This window comes from Chitinophaga sp. 01L420 (assembly GCF_056399985.1).
In genome coordinates this window covers 1-16,044 of sequence record NZ_JBFTSK010000049.1, presented here as the reverse complement: position 1 = coordinate 16,044, position 16,044 = coordinate 1, and the positions used below count along the sequence as shown (strand labels likewise).

15 protein-coding genes are annotated in these 16,044 nt (G+C 43.0%); 8 read left to right on the top strand and 7 right to left on the bottom strand.

The features are described from left to right. Positions 1–59: 59 nt before the first annotated feature. The 5 genes from trmD to AC1DP6_RS30665 all read right to left on the bottom strand — a co-directional run bounded on the left by trmD (position 60) and on the right by AC1DP6_RS30665 (position 4,471). Positions 60–731, bottom strand: coding sequence for a tRNA (guanosine(37)-N1)-methyltransferase TrmD (gene trmD, locus AC1DP6_RS30685; protein WP_133807269.1), 672 nt, complete (start codon positions 729–731; stop codon positions 60–62). A 70-nt stretch (positions 732–801) separates the two neighbouring features. Further along, on the bottom strand, positions 802–1,323 hold the full coding sequence (gene rimM, locus AC1DP6_RS30680) for a ribosome maturation factor RimM (protein ID WP_477058296.1): 522 nt from the start codon (positions 1,321–1,323) through the stop codon (positions 802–804). Between the two features lie 159 nt (positions 1,324–1,482). Then, positions 1,483–1,950 carry a 30S ribosomal protein S16 gene (rpsP, locus tag AC1DP6_RS30675; RefSeq protein WP_477027103.1) on the bottom strand — a complete coding sequence of 156 codons (468 nt, stop codon included), beginning with the start codon at positions 1,948–1,950 and terminating at the stop codon, positions 1,483–1,485. A 109-nt stretch (positions 1,951–2,059) separates the two neighbouring features. Further along, complete coding sequence (gene ffh, locus AC1DP6_RS30670) at positions 2,060–3,385, bottom strand: signal recognition particle protein (RefSeq protein ID WP_477027102.1); 1,326 nt, start codon at positions 3,383–3,385, stop codon at positions 2,060–2,062. Positions 3,386–3,604: 219 nt separating this feature from the next. After that, a complete protein-coding gene (locus AC1DP6_RS30665; RefSeq protein ID WP_079473598.1) occupies positions 3,605–4,471 on the bottom strand; it encodes a sigma-70 family RNA polymerase sigma factor in 867 nt (288 codons plus the stop codon). Positions 4,472–4,834: 363 nt separating this feature from the next. Here AC1DP6_RS30665 and AC1DP6_RS30660 point away from each other — a divergent pair, with 363 nt between their 5' ends. Next, the gene (locus AC1DP6_RS30660; protein WP_089888975.1) at positions 4,835–5,215 is read left to right on the top strand and encodes an START-like domain-containing protein; all 381 of its coding nucleotides are present in this window, start codon (positions 4,835–4,837) and stop codon (positions 5,213–5,215) included. Here AC1DP6_RS30660 and AC1DP6_RS30655 read toward each other — a convergent pair. Beyond that, entirely contained in the window at positions 5,212–5,829 is a 618-nt protein-coding gene (locus tag AC1DP6_RS30655; protein ID WP_477058295.1) for a hypothetical protein, read from the bottom strand. The two genes, AC1DP6_RS30660 and AC1DP6_RS30655, sit on opposite strands and share 4 nt — an antisense overlap. A 132-nt stretch (positions 5,830–5,961) precedes the next feature. Here AC1DP6_RS30655 and AC1DP6_RS30650 point away from each other — a divergent pair, with 132 nt between their 5' ends. From AC1DP6_RS30650 to AC1DP6_RS30640, 3 genes are all read left to right on the top strand, one after another. Next, positions 5,962–7,392, top strand: coding sequence for an LptF/LptG family permease (locus AC1DP6_RS30650; protein ID WP_477058294.1), 1,431 nt, complete (start codon positions 5,962–5,964; stop codon positions 7,390–7,392). A gap of 11 nt (positions 7,393–7,403) precedes the next feature. Continuing rightward, positions 7,404–8,078 (top strand): phosphatase PAP2 family protein, encoded by a 675-nt coding sequence (locus tag AC1DP6_RS30645; protein ID WP_477027099.1) that lies wholly within the window; start codon positions 7,404–7,406, stop codon positions 8,076–8,078. Positions 8,079–8,215: 137 nt separating this feature from the next. After that, positions 8,216–9,838: an ArnT family glycosyltransferase gene (locus AC1DP6_RS30640; protein ID WP_477058293.1), complete on the top strand. Its 1,623-nt coding sequence runs from the start codon at positions 8,216–8,218 to the stop codon at positions 9,836–9,838. Between the two features lie 87 nt (positions 9,839–9,925). Here AC1DP6_RS30640 and AC1DP6_RS30635 read toward each other — a convergent pair whose 3' ends face one another. Continuing rightward, positions 9,926–10,651 (bottom strand): superoxide dismutase, encoded by a 726-nt coding sequence (locus AC1DP6_RS30635; RefSeq protein WP_477058292.1) that lies wholly within the window; start codon positions 10,649–10,651, stop codon positions 9,926–9,928. A gap of 450 nt (positions 10,652–11,101) precedes the next feature. Between AC1DP6_RS30635 and AC1DP6_RS30630 the strand changes: the two genes are divergently transcribed. From AC1DP6_RS30630 to AC1DP6_RS30615, 4 genes are all read left to right on the top strand, one after another. Beyond that, positions 11,102–12,199, top strand: coding sequence for a ThiF family adenylyltransferase (locus AC1DP6_RS30630; protein ID WP_477058291.1), 1,098 nt, complete (start codon positions 11,102–11,104; stop codon positions 12,197–12,199). A gap of 86 nt (positions 12,200–12,285) precedes the next feature. Next, positions 12,286–12,936, top strand: a complete 651-nt coding sequence (locus AC1DP6_RS30625) for a hypothetical protein (protein WP_477058290.1) — start codon at positions 12,286–12,288, stop codon at positions 12,934–12,936. A gap of 59 nt (positions 12,937–12,995) precedes the next feature. After that, on the top strand, positions 12,996–15,146 hold the full coding sequence (locus AC1DP6_RS30620; protein ID WP_477058289.1) for a sensor histidine kinase: 2,151 nt from the start codon (positions 12,996–12,998) through the stop codon (positions 15,144–15,146). Positions 15,147–15,165: 19 nt separating this feature from the next. After that, positions 15,166–16,044 (top strand): response regulator (locus tag AC1DP6_RS30615; protein WP_477058288.1); only part of this gene is annotated, 879 nt, incomplete at its 3' end.

Genomic DNA, 16,044 nt, shown 5'->3' with positions numbered 1-16,044 from the left:
ATCAAGAAATTATGTTATTCAAATGGTAAAGCGATCTATATGACCTATGTATCATTAAGTTATAACAGGTCGGGCCTGCGTTGTTTTGTTCTTTCTACTGATTCCTGGTGTCTCCATTCATCGATTTTCTTATGATCACCGCTGAGGAGAATGTCCGGAACTTTCCAGCCACGGAATTCTTCCGGGCGGGTATAAACCGGAGGCGCCAGCAAATTATCCTGGAAAGAGTCGGTTAAGGCACTGGTTTCGTTGTTCAGCACACCCGGTAACAGGCGGCCAATGGCGTCAACCAGTACGGCAGCCCCCAGCTCTCCCCCACTCAGCACGTAATCGCCGATGGAGATCTCCTTCGTGATAAAATGATCGCGGATACGCTGATCTATTCCCTTGTAGTGACCACACAGCATCAACAGGTTACCTTTGAGCGACAGCTGATTGGCCATTTTCTGGTTCAGTGTTTCGCCATCAGGGGTGAGGTAGATGACTTCATCATACTGCACCTTTGCCTGAAGCGATTCAATCGCATTTACAATAGGCTCCAGCATCATGACCATCCCTGCACCACCGCCAAACTGGTAGTCGTCTACCTGGCTGTGTTTCAGGCTGGAATACTGCCTGAGCGGATGCACATGTATTTCCAGTAAACCTTTGGCCTGTGCTCTTTTCATGATAGAATGAGACAATGGGCTTTCCAGCAGTTCCGGTAATACGGTGATTATATCGATTCGCATAGCTTGTTTTAGCTTTTAGCAATTAGTTGTTAGCCTTTAGCACTAATGGCCGATTGCTAACAGCTAAAAGCTATCCGGTGTACAATTCAATCAAACCATCCGGCAGATTCAGGTGCACGGTCTGATTCTTCTTGTCTACTTTCACCAATGACTGTTCATTCACCGGCAACAGGGCTTCCTTGCCCTTAATGAATACTTTCACGAGTACCTGCATTGGCATCTCGATCACCTCTTCAATGGTGCCCAGAGGACCATATTGCTGATCTTCCACGGCATACCCCAGTAAAGCCAGGGGAGCTGAGGAAGCGGTTTGTTGTTTAAAATCATCTTCCTGCAGGAATACCTGCGCTGGCATCAGTTTATGGGCAGCTTCTTTGGTATCAATGCCTTCCAGCTTGATATACACACTTTCGCTGTCCTTCACGGTTACCTGCTGAATAAAGTAAGGAATAAAGCTGTTCTTCCGTTCTTCCAGGAAGATAACGGTCACTCCTTTCAGTGTTGATTTTTTGCCGAGACTGTGTCTTAAAACCAGATCCCCTTGCAAACCATGCGCCGATGYGAGCTTACCTATACTAAAATAATTACTCATATTCCCGGCTTTTAGCCATTAGCTTTTAGCAGTTAGCCTTTAGCGAGTTATTAACAGCTAAAAGCCAATGGCTAAGAGCTGGTTCAATAAAAATTAAAAAAGGAAATATTTGCGGTTGCAAATATTTCCTTTTTCAGGTATTGTTAAAACGTTGCCGTTTTATGCTTCTGTACCTTCTCCTTCTGCTGCTGGTGCTTCAGGTGCTGGAGCAGCTGGAACGTCTTCTACCTTTCTTACGATTGGAGCAGCAATCCGTGCTTTTTTGTGACCGTCGCGGCGGGCAGAAACTTTTTGTTCGTGTTCAGCTTGCCATTGTGCGAACTTTTGGTAAGCAGTAGGCTCGTCAAACAGGTTCAAAGTAACACCTCTTAACAGGTGTTTCAAATACAATACACCTTTGAATGACAAGATTCTTCTAACAGTGTCAGTAGGTTGTGCACCTTTCTGTAACCAACGCAATGCCTTTTCGGTATCGATGTTGATGGAAGCTGGAACTGTTAAAGGATTGTAAGTACCAATTTTCTGGATGAATTTACCATCTCTTGGTGCGCGTGCGTCGGCTACTACGATAAAATAGAAAGGCCTCTTCTTCGCGCCATGTCTCTGCAGTCTGATTTTTACTGGCATAAATAAGTCGAGTTATTTTTTGCGAGTTAGGAAATATTGTTTAATTAGGGATGCAAATGTAATCAGTAAGTTTTTATTTGCAAAAAAAATTTATGTCAATCTGATCTTATTATCTCACCATTCCCTTCAAACCCTTACCACCACCGCCAAATTTATTCATCATCTTCATCATCTGCCGCATTTGCTCGAACTGCTTCATGAACTGATTGACATCCTGGATGTCTTTTCCGGCTCCTTTTGCAATGCGTTTACGGCGGCTTCCGTCGATCATATCGGGGTCGGCACGCTCTGCCCTCGTCATGGAGTTGATCATGGCCTCAATGCCCTTAAAAGCATCATCGCTGATGTCTAAGTCTTTCACTGCCTTCCCTACTCCCGGGATCATACCCATCAGATCTTTCAGGTTACCCATTTTCTTGATCTGCTGCAGCTGTTCCTTGAAATCGTCAAAATCGAACTGGTTCTGACGGATTTTCTTTTCCAGCTTCTTGGCCTGTTCTTCGTTAAACTGCTCCTGTGCACGTTCTACCAGGGTGGTGATATCACCCATCCCCAGGATACGCTGCGCCATACGTTCAGGGTAGAAAACATCGAGGGTATCGAGTTTTTCACCCATGCTCACGAATTTGATGGGCTTTTCTACCGTGTATTTGATAGTCAGCGCCGCACCACCGCGGGTATCACCATCCAGTTTGGTCAGTACCACCCCGGTAAAGTCCAGGCGTTCGTTAAACGCTTTGGCGGTGTTTACCGCATCCTGGCCGGTCATGGAATCCACCACAAACAGAATTTCCTGTGGTTTAACGGCTGCTTTCACGGCCGCTACCTCGGTCATCATCGCTTCATCCACCGCTAAACGGCCGGCAGTATCGATGATGATAACGTTGAAACTGTTTGCTTTTGCGTGTTTGATGGCATTTTCAGCAATCTGAACCGCATTTTTATTCTCCGGTTCGCTATATACTTCTACGCCTATCTGCTCTCCCAGTACTTTCAGCTGATCAATCGCCGCAGGGCGGTAAATATCTGCTGCTACCAGTAAAGGCTTTTTATTCTTCTTGGTTTTAAGGAAACTGGCCAACTTACCAGAGAAGGTGGTTTTACCGGAACCCTGTAAACCTGCTATCAGGACTACAGTAGGATTGGATTTGAGGTCAAATTCAGCCTCAGTACCACCCATCAGTTCCGCCAGTTCATCCTTCACGATCTTCACCATCAGCTGTCCGGGCGAGATAGAGGTTAATACCTTCTCTCCCAGCGCTTTATCCTTTACCTTATCAGTAAATTCCTTGGCAATCTTATAGTTCACATCCGCATCTACCAATGCACGACGGATCTCTTTAACAGTAGTGGCTATATTTATTTCGGAAATCCGGCCTTCCCCTTTAAGCTGTTTAAACGCGGAATCGAGTCTCTCTGATAATGATTCAAACATTGTTGGTATTTTAAACGGACTGCAAAAGTATATTTTTTTAGCGGAATTTGTCTTACTCCGGATTATACTGTCTGCACAGATTTCCTTTCAGGGATTAAAAAAGATTAGCGAAGACCATTGCGGATATCGCATCTGTCTTCGCTAATCTTTATAAAATCTTTACAAAATCAACTAAAAAAACAGGACAATGGTTGTTTATCCTGTGCAAGACAACATTCTTTATCCCAGGTAATTGCGGAGCAATTTACTTCTGGACGTAGTTCTTAGTTTAGTGATGGCTTTGTCTTTGATCTGACGAACGCGTTCGCGGGTCAGGCCAAATTTTTCGCCGATATCTTCGAGTGACATGGGGTGTTCTACGGCGATGCCGAAGTACAGCATGATCACGTCTTTCTGACGGTCTGTTAAAGTAGAGAGGGAACGTTCTATTTCGCGGCGGAGTGAATCGTGATGATCCAGTTCTTCGTCTGCGCTTACAGCGTTCGGGTTTTCGAGTACATCCAGCAGAGAATTGTCTTCCCCATCAATAAACGGCGCATCCATAGACACGTGGCGGGCGGCTACACCAAGGGTAGCTTCCACTTCTTCCGTATTAATTTCCAGGATGGTAGCAAGTTCATCGGGAGATGGTTCTCTTTCATATTCCTGTTCCAGCTGGGAGTACGCTTTGCTGATCTTGTTGCTCAGGCCCACTTTGTTAAGTGGTAAACGAACAATTCTGGATTGTTCTGCCAGAGCCTGCAGGATAGACTGACGGATCCACCATACGGCGTAGGAAATGAATTTAAAACCGCGCGTTTCATCAAAACGTTGAGCAGCTTTAATTAACCCGAGGTTCCCCTCGTTGATCAGGTCACTGAGCGACAGCCCCTGGTTCTGATACTGTTTCGCAACGGATACCACAAAGCGAAGATTTGCTTTAGTAAGCTTCTCCAACGCTCTCTGATCGCCCTGCTTGATCCGGATAGCCAGGTTTACCTCTTCTTCCGGCGTAATTAAATCCACTTTCCCAATCTCCTGTAAATACTTTTCCAGGGATTGAGACTCCCTGTTGGTAATGGATTTAGTGATTTTAAGTTGGCGCATTGACATAGAGTCGGAACAGTTACAGGTTAATAAAAAGTTAAGATTTGATGAATGCCTGACAAAAATAACTTTTTTTAGATAGCCACCAAAAAAAATCTATTGTTTTTAAATCATTTCCAAATAAAATCGATTGATCATTAAGGGCTTGCAATTCTCGTGGAAATTCGCCACTATGGAGGCAAAACACGCGGCCCTTCCATATGTTTAATTTTAATATTTATTAAAAACATAATATATATAGTTTTACTAAGGCGAATAAAGTTTTTATCTATTCTATAAAAAAAAACCGTAAATTATTTTGACAGAGTAAAATATTTTCTATAATTGCAACTGGATGATATTGATTTACTAATTATTTGAGAGATGTCTAAGAAAGTGCTTTATGAGTTAGAATTTCCGGTACGGTGCTCACCCGGTATCCTGTATGAATTCTTATCTACGCCCGCTGGTTTACAGGAGTGGTTTGCAGATAGAGTTGATTTCAGAGATAATGTTTTTTCCTTTTCCTGGAACGGCACTGCTGAAGAAGCAGAAGTCCTGGAACAAGAGGAAGATGAGTACATCCGGCTGCACTGGACGCATGCTCCCAAAGAGGAATATTTTGAGTTCCGCATACAAATTTCTGAAGTAACGAATGAAACTATCCTGATAGTAAAAGATTTCGCAGAGAAGAAAGAAGTGAAGGACCAAAGTCAACTGTGGGAATACCAGGTGAAAGATCTCTTCCACCGCATCGGCAGCTAAATGCCCCGTTTATTGTCAAGTATACTGAGTAGCGTGGCATAGGCTACTACTACATCAGTAATTATTTCGCCCCAATGACCGATCACGAAGGGTTTAGCCAACTTAATAAAATCATTACGGCTAACCAGCGTCTTCCACTCATCTAAACTTAGCGTGTCTATGAAACAATAATTTCCATTTTCGAAATCATGCTCCCAGGGATTTTCCTGCACGTAGACCTGAAATCCGGCTTCCGCCAGCTTCGTATACTCTTTTTCCAAGGTAGTGCTGAAATGCGCTTTTACTTTACCCGCCAGGTGCAGGGTAGCGCTGAAGTAATGTCCCCACCAGAACATGGTACGGAAGGCAAAGACATCCGTTTTACTGAAATACCGCGGATAGTCCAGCATTACCCATGGCAAACCTTTATACTGCTCTCCCCTCGAAATTTTACCACCCTGTAACAGCCATTCCGGCTCAAAGGGAAAATCTGTGTCCCGGTCATAAGCCGCCAGCGCTGCCTGCAAATTTCCCATCAGCCCCATTACTTTGTCTATTGCGCTGTTTTTCAAGCGAATAAAGTGAGCGCTGCCTATAATTGAAGCCTCTTCAGGTGTTAAATCAAAATTTTCCATATAATTTTAACGGTATTTTCAGGTGACGCTTAGCACTCCTTTGTGAAATCGTGCTAACTTTACCGTTTAGTAGCATCCTGAATAGTAAAATACGAATATCGGGATTCCATTTTTTTTAATACCGCATTATCAGTGAAAAAACTCGACAAACTAATCATCAAAACATTTCTGGGTCCTTTTGTTGCCACCTTTTTTGTCACCTTATTCGTGCTGGTAATGCAGTTCCTCTGGAAGTATGTGGATGACCTGGTGGGTAAAGGCTTGGATACAGGTGTGATCATTCAGCTGATATCCTATACCAGCGCTACACTGGTTACCCTGGCCCTGCCGCTGGCGGTATTACTGTCTTCCATCATGACCTTTGGTAACCTCGGGGAAAGTTTTGAACTCGTAGCCCTGAAATCTTCCGGTATTTCCCTCCTCCGATTCATACGCCCCTTACTGTTTGTTTGTACAATCATCGGTATTCTGGCCTTCTTATTTGCCAATTATGTGATCCCCGTAGCTAACCTGCAGGCAAAATCTTTGCTCTATGATATTACAAACTCAAAACCTGCGTTTAATATCAAAGCAGGGGTTTTTTATAAAGATATTCCTGACTATACCATCAAAGTAGCGCAGAAGGACAAAGACAATCAGACCATCCACCAGGTAATGATCATTGATCATAAAAACGGGAATGCCATGATCCTGGCAGAGAAAGGGCAGATGGTACTGACAGCCAATAAACGTTTTCTGTATTTTGTACTGGAAAATGGCTGGCGTTATGAAGAAAGAGGCAACCGGGGATACACTGTTCCGGGAGACATGATAAGACAAGGCTTTAAAAAATATAGTAAAGCGTTTGACCTTAGTTCTTTTGCCTTTAACCGGTTAAACATGGATTTGTTCGCGTCTAACCAGCAAATGCTGAATGTACGGCAGCTGGATGTAGCCATAGATTCTATGCAAAAAGCAGAAGTTCAGTTCAGTAAAACAATAAATTCGTATGTAACAGTACGTTATCCGTTTTTTAAATGGAAGGATACAGCGTGGGCCGCCAGTGCACCACCGCTGAAAGCAAAAAGTTTTGAAGGGATTATACCCGAAAAAAACATGCGCTCGGTGCTGGAAAGAGCAGAACAGAATGTACGTGAAACACAGAGCGCCCTGGAGCAGCCTACACAGGAATATGAAGACAAACACGGTCTCATCCTGATGCATAAAGTAGAATGGCAGCGTAAATTCACATTGGCAGCAGCCTGCATTGTGATGTTCCTGATCGGAGCCCCGCTGGGCTCTATCATTCGAAAAGGAGGCCTCGGTACACCATTGGTTTTTGCAGTGATATTCTTTGTTATCTTTAACGTGTTTTTCATGATCGGGGAAAAAATGGCCAGAAGTGGCGTGATGTTTACCTGGTCGGGAATGTGGTTATCCAATATGGTTTTGCTGCCTATTGCAGGTTTCCTTATTGTTAAGGCTATGAATGATTCACAGCTATTTAATAAAGAATATTATTTTCGCATTATTCAACAAGTAAAAAAGTTCTTACAGAGATTTAAAAAGCAACCTACAATTTAAAACCTACAGACTTGAAAACGCTGTTTACACTGTTCAGGAAGAATACCTACTTCTTTCTGCCCTTCCTACTATGGCTGATAGTTGGAGGAGTGATGCTGGCAACCTACAGCCAAAGGGAATTATTCCTCAGTATTAACGGGGAACATTCCGAATGGGGCGATGTGATTGTCACCGGGCTGACTTACCTCGGTGATGGTATTATGTTTGGAATAGTTTTGTTTCTGATGCTGATTACGCAAAGATTCAGATTATTTTTCATAGGACTGGCAGTATTACTGCTGGTCACCATTATAGTGCAGGTAGCCAAACATTATTTTGATGCCCCCAGGCCCATCAGCTATTTTGGCGCTGAAACAGCCACCCTGGTACACACGGTAAAATGGGTGAATGTACATAGTAGCTGTAGTTTCCCGTCCGGACACTCCGCTGCTGCATTTGGTATGTTCAGCTTTCTGGCGCTGATTTCGCGCAATAAAAAGCTGGGTTTAGTGTTAATAGTGATGGCGCTTTGTGCTGCTTACTCCCGTATCTATCTGGCACAGCATTTCTTTGCCGATGTTTATGTGGGTAGTATAGTGGGCACCCTTAGTACTATTACGGTATACGGATTTTTTAAATTCAGGGATACCACGTCATCGCCGGAAGTATGTGCGGAAGCAATACTACAGGCAAATACCACTACGTAAAAAATTACAGATTACGAATTATTAGATGACGGATTTGCGGGTAGATCATCATGCGAATAAATCATTCGCCGATATCTATCTGCAAATCCGTCTTTTGTAATTGGGTATTTGTAATACTAAATATTTAAAAACTGTCAATGAAATACCTGTTGATTGCCCTGGTGGCTGCTTTACTATTCATACCTTTTTTAGGTGCTGTACATTTATTTGACTGGGACGAGATAAACTTTGCTGAAGCAGCACGGGAAATGATAGTGAGTCACAACTATAGCCAGGTGCAAATAGACTTCCGTCCCTTCTGGGAAAAACCGCCGCTGTTTATCTGGATGCAGGTTGGAAGTATGATGATATTCGGTGTAAACGACTTTGCCGCCCGCTTTCCCAATGCCATTATCGGCATTGCCACTATTGTCAGTTTATTTGCCATTGGTAAAAAACTGAAAGATGAAAATTTTGGTTTCTGGTGGGCCCTGGTATATGCCGGTTCCTGGTTACCACATTTCTATTTTAAGTCAGGCATCATAGATCCTACTTTTAATTTCTTTATTTTCCTTTCCATCTACTTTGCCTATCGTATAGGCTACAACAGCAAAACCTTCCGCATGGCCATTCTCAGTGGCTTATTCCTCGGGCTGGCCGTATTAACCAAGGGGCCTGTGGCCATACTCGTGGCTTTACTCACCCTGCTGGTATACTGGATCTGGAACAAGGGAAAAATAAGTATCCGTCTTTCCCATATCGGCCTCATTGCCTTATTTGCCTGCTTAACTACTCTCTTATGGTTTGGCTATGAAATTATCGCACATGGCTGGTGGTTTGTAAATGAATTTGTGGCTTACCAGATCCGCCTGCTGACAACAGAAGACGCCGGTCATGGTGGCCCTTTCTTCTACCACTGGATTGTACTGCTGATAGGGTGTTTCCCCGCCAGTACCTTCCTGTTCACCTATTTACAGAGCAGAAAGAAAACCATCTACTCCACTCCTGCTGCTACCGAAATGAAAGATTTTAAAATATGGATGTGGGTGTTATTCTGGGTTGTGCTGATCCTGTTTTCCATTGTAAAAACGAAGATTGTTCATTATTCTTCTCTCTGTTATTTCCCGCTTTCTTTCCTGGCTGCATGGCAGGTATATAAATTATCTGAAGGTAAACAGCAATTACGGGGCTGGAATATTGCACTGATCCTGTTTATCGGGCTTGTGCTGGGCCTGGCAATTGCCGTATTACCACTGGTGGGTGTTTACAAGGATATGCTGATTCCTTACATCGGCGATAAGTTTGCTGAAGGAAACCTGCAGGCAGTAGTGCCCTGGTCTGCTGCCGAAGCAACTTACGGTGCCGGCTATATGATTTTAGTGATTGTAAGTGGTGTGTTACTGATGCGGAAACAAATTACCAAAGGATTGCTTTGCCTGTTTATCAGTTCCATCCTGGTAATACAGGTTACTGTGTTACACTTTGCACCTAAGATAGAAGCTTACTCACAGCGGGCAGCCATCGACTACTTCATTTCCTTACAGGGCAAAGATGTATATGTAAAAGCACTGGGCTATCACAGCTATGCACAACATTATTATTCAAGGGAACAACCGCACGCCAATAAAAATTATTATGACCTGGAATGGTTGCTGAACGGTCAGATAGACAAGCCCGCCTACTTCATTTGCCGTATTACGGATAGTGAGCCTTACCGCCATCATCCTAACCTGGAAGTGATTGGGGAGAAAAATGGATTTGTGTTCCTGAAACGGAAATAACGATTTTAGTATATCGCTGTACGAAGCGAAAGAGAAAGCCCTTCCGGTATACCGGAAGGGCTTCATTATTTAAACAGCATACTGTGTTTATGCAGCATTATAGCGTTTTTCTACTTCATCCCAGTTAACTGCATTCCAGAATGCGTCAATATATTCAGGGCGTTTATTCTGATGTTTCAGGTAATATGCATGTTCCCATACATCGAGCGCCAGAATAGGTGTGCCTTTGTCTTTCACTATATTATGCATCAAAGGATTGTCCTGGTTAGGGGTGTTGATGATGGCCAGTTTTTTATCCGGCGTAACGATCAGCCATGCCCAGCCCGAGCCAAAAACGGTTTTTGCGGCATCATTGAATTTTGTCTGAAATGTTTCCCAGCTGCCGAAGGCACTGGTGATGGCTGTTTTCAGTTTTGCTGAAGGCGTTTGTTTACTGGGCGACAGCAATGTCCAGAAGAGGGAGTGGTTATAGTGTCCTCCGCCGTTGTTGCGGATGGCTTTGTCTTTATCCGTCACCTTCCTGAGTATTTCTTCCAGTGTAAGGCTGGCAAAAGCGCTGCCGGCAATGGCGTCATTCAGGTTTTTCACATAGGCAGCATGATGTTTATCATGGTGGATTTCCATTGTGAGCTTGTCGATATTGGGTTCCAGTGCATCGTATCCATAAGGTAAAGCAGGAAGTATAAAGGGTGCTTTAGGATCGGCAAAAGCCTGCTGGCCGGATACAGAAGAAGTGGCCAGACTGCTCAATGGCCCGCTCAGAATAGCGGCGCCGGCAAGACTGGTAAGCTTGAGAAATTCTCTCTTATCCATATTTATTTTTTTAAATATATTATAGTGTAATAAAGATCGAAGTCAGCCGCGAAAGGCCACAAATATTAAACCAAATCTCATTGGTGGGAAGAGATGAAAAGTAATATTAAAACTAAGGTAAAAGTATAAAAACAGGAATTTAATATCAAAATAAAGGAAAACTTTTAGGTTGTTTTCATATTAAATTACTATTTTACCATACATTCATATCATGGTTACAATTATTAATTGTAATTAACTTTATGATTGCCAGACATATTTATCCCGGGCCTGGCAGGTAACAAGCAAACCTGTTCATTAACCCGCCAATTAAGCCAACATATAACCGACTACATAAATATATATAATAAGAAGCAAATACTACAGAGCAATGGGAATTGCTGTACACAACGATATTACAAAGTAATCTAGTGCGAGCAAACAGAGCACTACCTCGATAAAGCAGGAAACATGATACAAGAGTACCTCAGGCAACAACAGGATGAAAGCAATGACTATAAGCCTGTTTTTTATGATTTGAAGCATGCACAAGATCTTCAGGCTTTTGAAGCCCTTCTGAAATCCCGTCCGCAGATACGCATCAATGATAATATTTATTCCCAATTAAGGGAGCTGATGAAAATCAGGAATCCTACTAAGCGCCTTACCACAGAAGAATCAGAAGAACAGATACATGCCTACCTGGGCGATATTCCAATGGAGAAATTCGGTATCTGGGTATATTATTCCTGGATCGACCGTTTGGTACACCTGGTAGATGAGGTTGATTTTATTGAATTACGCACCAGCCGGAATCAACATAAGATCACAGCGGCAGAAATTGCTGTATTATCAAAAAAGAAGATAGGCATTGTCGGCTTATCAGTTGGGCAATCGATCGCATTAACGCTGGTGATGGAAAGAGTTTGTGGAGAACTAAGACTGGCAGACTTCGACACGCTGGAACTCACCAATATGAACAGAATTCGCTGTGGGGTTCATAATTTACAAACATCTAAAGTAGTGATAGCAGCCCGTGAAATTGCAGAGCTCGACCCGTTTATCAAAGTAAAGATTTACGGCGATGGTATGACGGAAGCCAATATGGACGACTTCTTCACAGGTGGAGGTCTACTGGATATTTTTGTGGAGGAATGCGATGGCGTAGATATTAAAATATTAAGCAGGATAAAAGCAAAAGAGTTAAAGATCCCTGTCGTAATGGAAATGAACGATAGGGGGATGATAGATATTGAACGTTTTGATCTGGAACCGGACAGGCCGCTTATGCACGGGCTTATTCCGGAAGTCGATATTACTACACTAAAAGGGTTGACAGATGCGGAAAAGCTTCCCATCTTCAGTCCTATGCTGGCCCTGGAAAATGCTTCCGCCAGAATGAAATTCTCTTTGGGTGAGATTGGTAAAACCATTACTACCTGGCCCCAGCTTGCTTCTTCCGTTGTTTTAGGAGGCGCACTGGTGGCCGATACATGTCGACGCATAGCCTTGGATCAGCTAAAGAGTTCAGGCAGGTATTACATAGATTTTGAGCAGTTGATTGTTTAACATACTTATGCCTTGTATAAGCGCTATTCCGCAATGTCATGATTAATGTAAGGGTATTTAGGGCTCCGGATGATCCTGAGGCTTGTATGAGATTTTATACCGGTCACCTCAAGTTGCTGGAAATTTATTTTGGTATTGCCCAGGTAACATCCGGCAGCGCCGACTGGATGCAACACGAAAACACAATAGTGATCATTGTTGAGGACGACAGCCGTACCAAAACATATGGGGGAGCGCGTGTTCAAATTGCAGACGGCGTATTACCACTACCCATTGAAACGGCAATTGGTAAATACGATGAAAAGATATACTCTTACGTAAAGAAAGGAAGTGCAGAGATATGTGGAATGTGGAATTCAAAAGAAGTAGCGGGAATGGGGATTGGCAGCCAGGTACTGGCCAGAGTAGGCGTAGTACTGGGCGCCCAGTTACCGATAGACACCTATCATGTACTGTGTGCCCCTATTACAACCCGTGTTGGCAAACGAGTTGGCTTTGTTATTGATGAGTCGCTGGGAAACAATGGTACTTTCTTTTATCCGAAAGATGACTTCCTGGCTACTGCAATGGTAATCAACGACCCTTATGAGCTGCCYTATGCAGACCCTAAAGAGAAATTACTGATTGCTGATCTGCGGGAAAATCCGATTCAGTCGAAAATAGAAGTGGGGCCAAAAGGATCCTATGACGTAAATTACAGCCTTAAGATCCCCACCCATGCGCACTCTATTATGTAAACAGATAATTACAAAAAAATAAATTTAAATTCAAGCCTCATAATTAATCTCTTTAATTGATGTTGTCTAAGATTGTAGTATTGTGGTCAATCTTTACCCTATTATTCCTGTTTCCCACAACAGCGCAACCTGTTGTATATAAAAACAGCAAGTCTCTATTACAGATAGGCAGCCATCTTGCGTTGTATACCGATAAAGACAACATGCTTACCATAGATGGTGCAAAGCAAATAGCCTTTAAGCCTTCCGGACAGGATGTACCCAATCTGCAAATCACACCATATACGCAATGGGCAAAATTTTCCATTCTTAATCAAACCAATGCGGAACAGCTTTTACTGGAAGTAGAATACCCGATCATCGATGATATTACCCTCTATGAATTACTACCGGATGGTACTACCAAAAGTACCAGGCTCGGAGAATTCACCTCGTATAAAAGCCGTGGTTACGATCATCAGAATTACCAGTTTGAAATCCGGGTTCCTACGAATGAAACAAGAGAGTATTACCTGAAAGTAAAGGCGGGTGAACAGTTACAGCTACCCGTTTACCTGGGTACATCTGAAACAGTATATGAGAAAAACAATAAGCGGGAACTGATTTTTGGTATATACGTTGGCGTTATTCTCGCCATGGCATTTTATAATCTTTTCATTTATATATCTACCCGGGATAACAGCTACCTGATTTACGTGAGTTACATTATCTGCGTAGGGCTTACGCAGGTAACGCTACAAGGTTATTCGTTCCGTTTCCTGTATCCCAACAGCCCCTGGCTGGCGATGCATGCCACGGTGCTGGTCCCGGTTTTCAACGGACTCACCGCCGTCATATTCATTCAAAAGTTTTTGTCTACCAAAATAAATTATCCACTGGGACATAAGCTGTTGAATGTTGTTATTGTGCTATACCTGATTTGCTTTATTCCTACTTTCCTCAATAAATACAACTACGCGCAGATACTGGTGCAGATGAGTGCTTTCCTGGCAGCCATCATGGCTTTCATTGTAGCTTACCGTATCAGCCTGAAGGGAGTGAATGCCGCACGGTTCTTCCTGCTGGCCTGGTCAATATTCCTGATCAGCATCTTCGTATTTGTGTTACGCAATTTCAATATGCTGCCTTACAACAACTTCACATACTATGCGCTGCAGATAGGATCCGCAGTAGAAGTATTGTTGCTGTCGTTTGCACTGGCACATAAGATCAACGTTTTCAAAGCAGAAAAAGAGGCTTCCCAGCAAATGGCCCTGGCTATTTCACAGGAAAATGAAAGACTGGTAAGAGAACAGAATATCATACTGGAAAGCAAAGTAAAAGACAGAACGGAAGATCTGCAGACGACCAACCTCGAACTGAATAATGCACTGAACAACCTGAAAGATACCCAGACCAGACTCGTAGAAAAAGAGAAGATGGCATCCCTGGGTCAGCTAACGGCCGGTATAGCCCATGAAATCAACAATCCGATCAACTTCGTCACATCGAATATCAAACCACTGAAGCTGGATATTGCAGACCTGAAAGAACTGCTGAACCGCTATGACCAGATACCTACCAGCACGGATGTCCCTAAATCGCTGGCGGATATTGAGCTGTTCAAAAAAGAAATTGATATCGATTATATACACGAAGAAATTTCTTCCCTCATCAAGGGTATTGAAGATGGCGCTGCCCGTACCGCGGAAATTGTGAAAGGATTGCGCACGTTTAGCCGCCTGGATGAAAGCGAAGTCAAATCCATCGATATCCATGAAGGGCTGGATTCCACCCTGGTATTGTTACGTAATGGTATCCCTCCTTACGTAAATATTGTTAAAGAATATGGCAGTTTACCGAAGATAGAATGTTATGCAGGGAAAATAAACCAGGTGTTCATGAACATCTTTTCCAACGCCCTGAATGCGATTAAAACCAAGAAAGAACACCACAATGAATTCATCTCTATAAAAACAGAACTGGAAGGTACTTTTATTGTTATTACTATCAAAGATACCGGTATTGGTATGTCAGAATCAGTTCGGGAGAAAATCTTTGATCCGTTCTTTACTACCAAAGATGTAGGAGAAGGTACAGGGCTTGGATTATCTATTGTATTCAGTATCATTGAAAAGCATAAGGGTAGAATCATAGTAAACTCCGCACCGGACAAAGGAGCAGAATTTATTATATATTTACCGCTCGACATAACAAATCATTTATCGTAATTAACCATAAGGTCCTTTAATGAGAGAAAACCGCATAAGAATATTATACATAGATGATGAAATTCATAACCTAAACGCATTCAAAGCGGCTTTTCGCAGGAGTTATGAAATTTATACGGCTACTTCAGCACAGGAAGGGAAAGTCCTCCTGAAGGAGATCATGGTGCATATTATTATCGCCGATCAGAAGATGCCTGTATCTACCGGTGTGGAATTTTTCAATGAAATAAAAGATACGCTTCCTGAGCCGATGCGTATTTTAATGACCGGTTATACCGATGTGGAAGATATTATAGACGCCATTAACAAAGGCCATATCTATTCCTACATCAAAAAGCCATGGGACGAACATGAGCTGCACAAAACCATCAACAACGCGTATGAAATATACCGCACGCGGAAACAACTGCGGGAAAAGATAGAGGAGCTGGAAAAAACGAATGATGAGTTAAACCGGTTCATCTACTCCACCTCTCATGATCTGCGTTCGCCACTGATGTCTGTGCTGGGTATCATTAACCTCTCCAGGCTGGATAATTCGGTGGTAGATCCCAATGGGTATGTTAACATGGTAGAAACCTGCGTGTTAAAGCTGGACGATTTTATACAAAAGATCATAGAGTATTACCGCAATTCCCGCCTGGAAGTGGAGTATGAAAAAATTGATTTCCGAAACCTGCTGAATGACTGTATCACCGCATTTAAGCCACAGAATACTGATATCCGCTTTCAAACCCAGGTGGAACAGGCAATAGAGTTCCGGGGAGATACTTTCAGAATCAGCGTTATTTTAAACAATCTGATTTCTAATGCTGTTAAGTACCAAAAGCCGGAAGAAACGAATCCAATGGTGAACCTCGCGGTGAAAGTGGAGCCTCACAGAGCCACTATTTGCATT

Coding starts and splice junctions, on each gene's coding strand:
- trmD (WP_133807269.1), bottom strand. CDS start 731: ATGCGAATCGATATAATCACCGTATTACCGGAACTGCTGGAAAGCCCA.
- rpsP (WP_477027103.1), bottom strand. CDS start 1,950: ATGCCAGTAAAAATCAGACTGCAGAGACATGGCGCGAAGAAGAGGCCT.
- ffh (WP_477027102.1), bottom strand. CDS start 3,385: ATGTTTGAATCATTATCAGAGAGACTCGATTCCGCGTTTAAACAGCTT.
- AC1DP6_RS30665 (WP_079473598.1), bottom strand. CDS start 4,471: ATGCGCCAACTTAAAATCACTAAATCCATTACCAACAGGGAGTCTCAA.
- AC1DP6_RS30660 (WP_089888975.1), top strand. CDS start 4,835: ATGTCTAAGAAAGTGCTTTATGAGTTAGAATTTCCGGTACGGTGCTCA.
- AC1DP6_RS30655 (WP_477058295.1), bottom strand. CDS start 5,829: ATGGAAAATTTTGATTTAACACCTGAAGAGGCTTCAATTATAGGCAGC.
- AC1DP6_RS30640 (WP_477058293.1), top strand. CDS start 8,216: ATGAAATACCTGTTGATTGCCCTGGTGGCTGCTTTACTATTCATACCT.
- AC1DP6_RS30635 (WP_477058292.1), bottom strand. CDS start 10,651: ATGGATAAGAGAGAATTTCTCAAGCTTACCAGTCTTGCCGGCGCCGCT.
- AC1DP6_RS30630 (WP_477058291.1), top strand. CDS start 11,102: ATGATACAAGAGTACCTCAGGCAACAACAGGATGAAAGCAATGACTAT.
- AC1DP6_RS30620 (WP_477058289.1), top strand. CDS start 12,996: ATGTTGTCTAAGATTGTAGTATTGTGGTCAATCTTTACCCTATTATTC.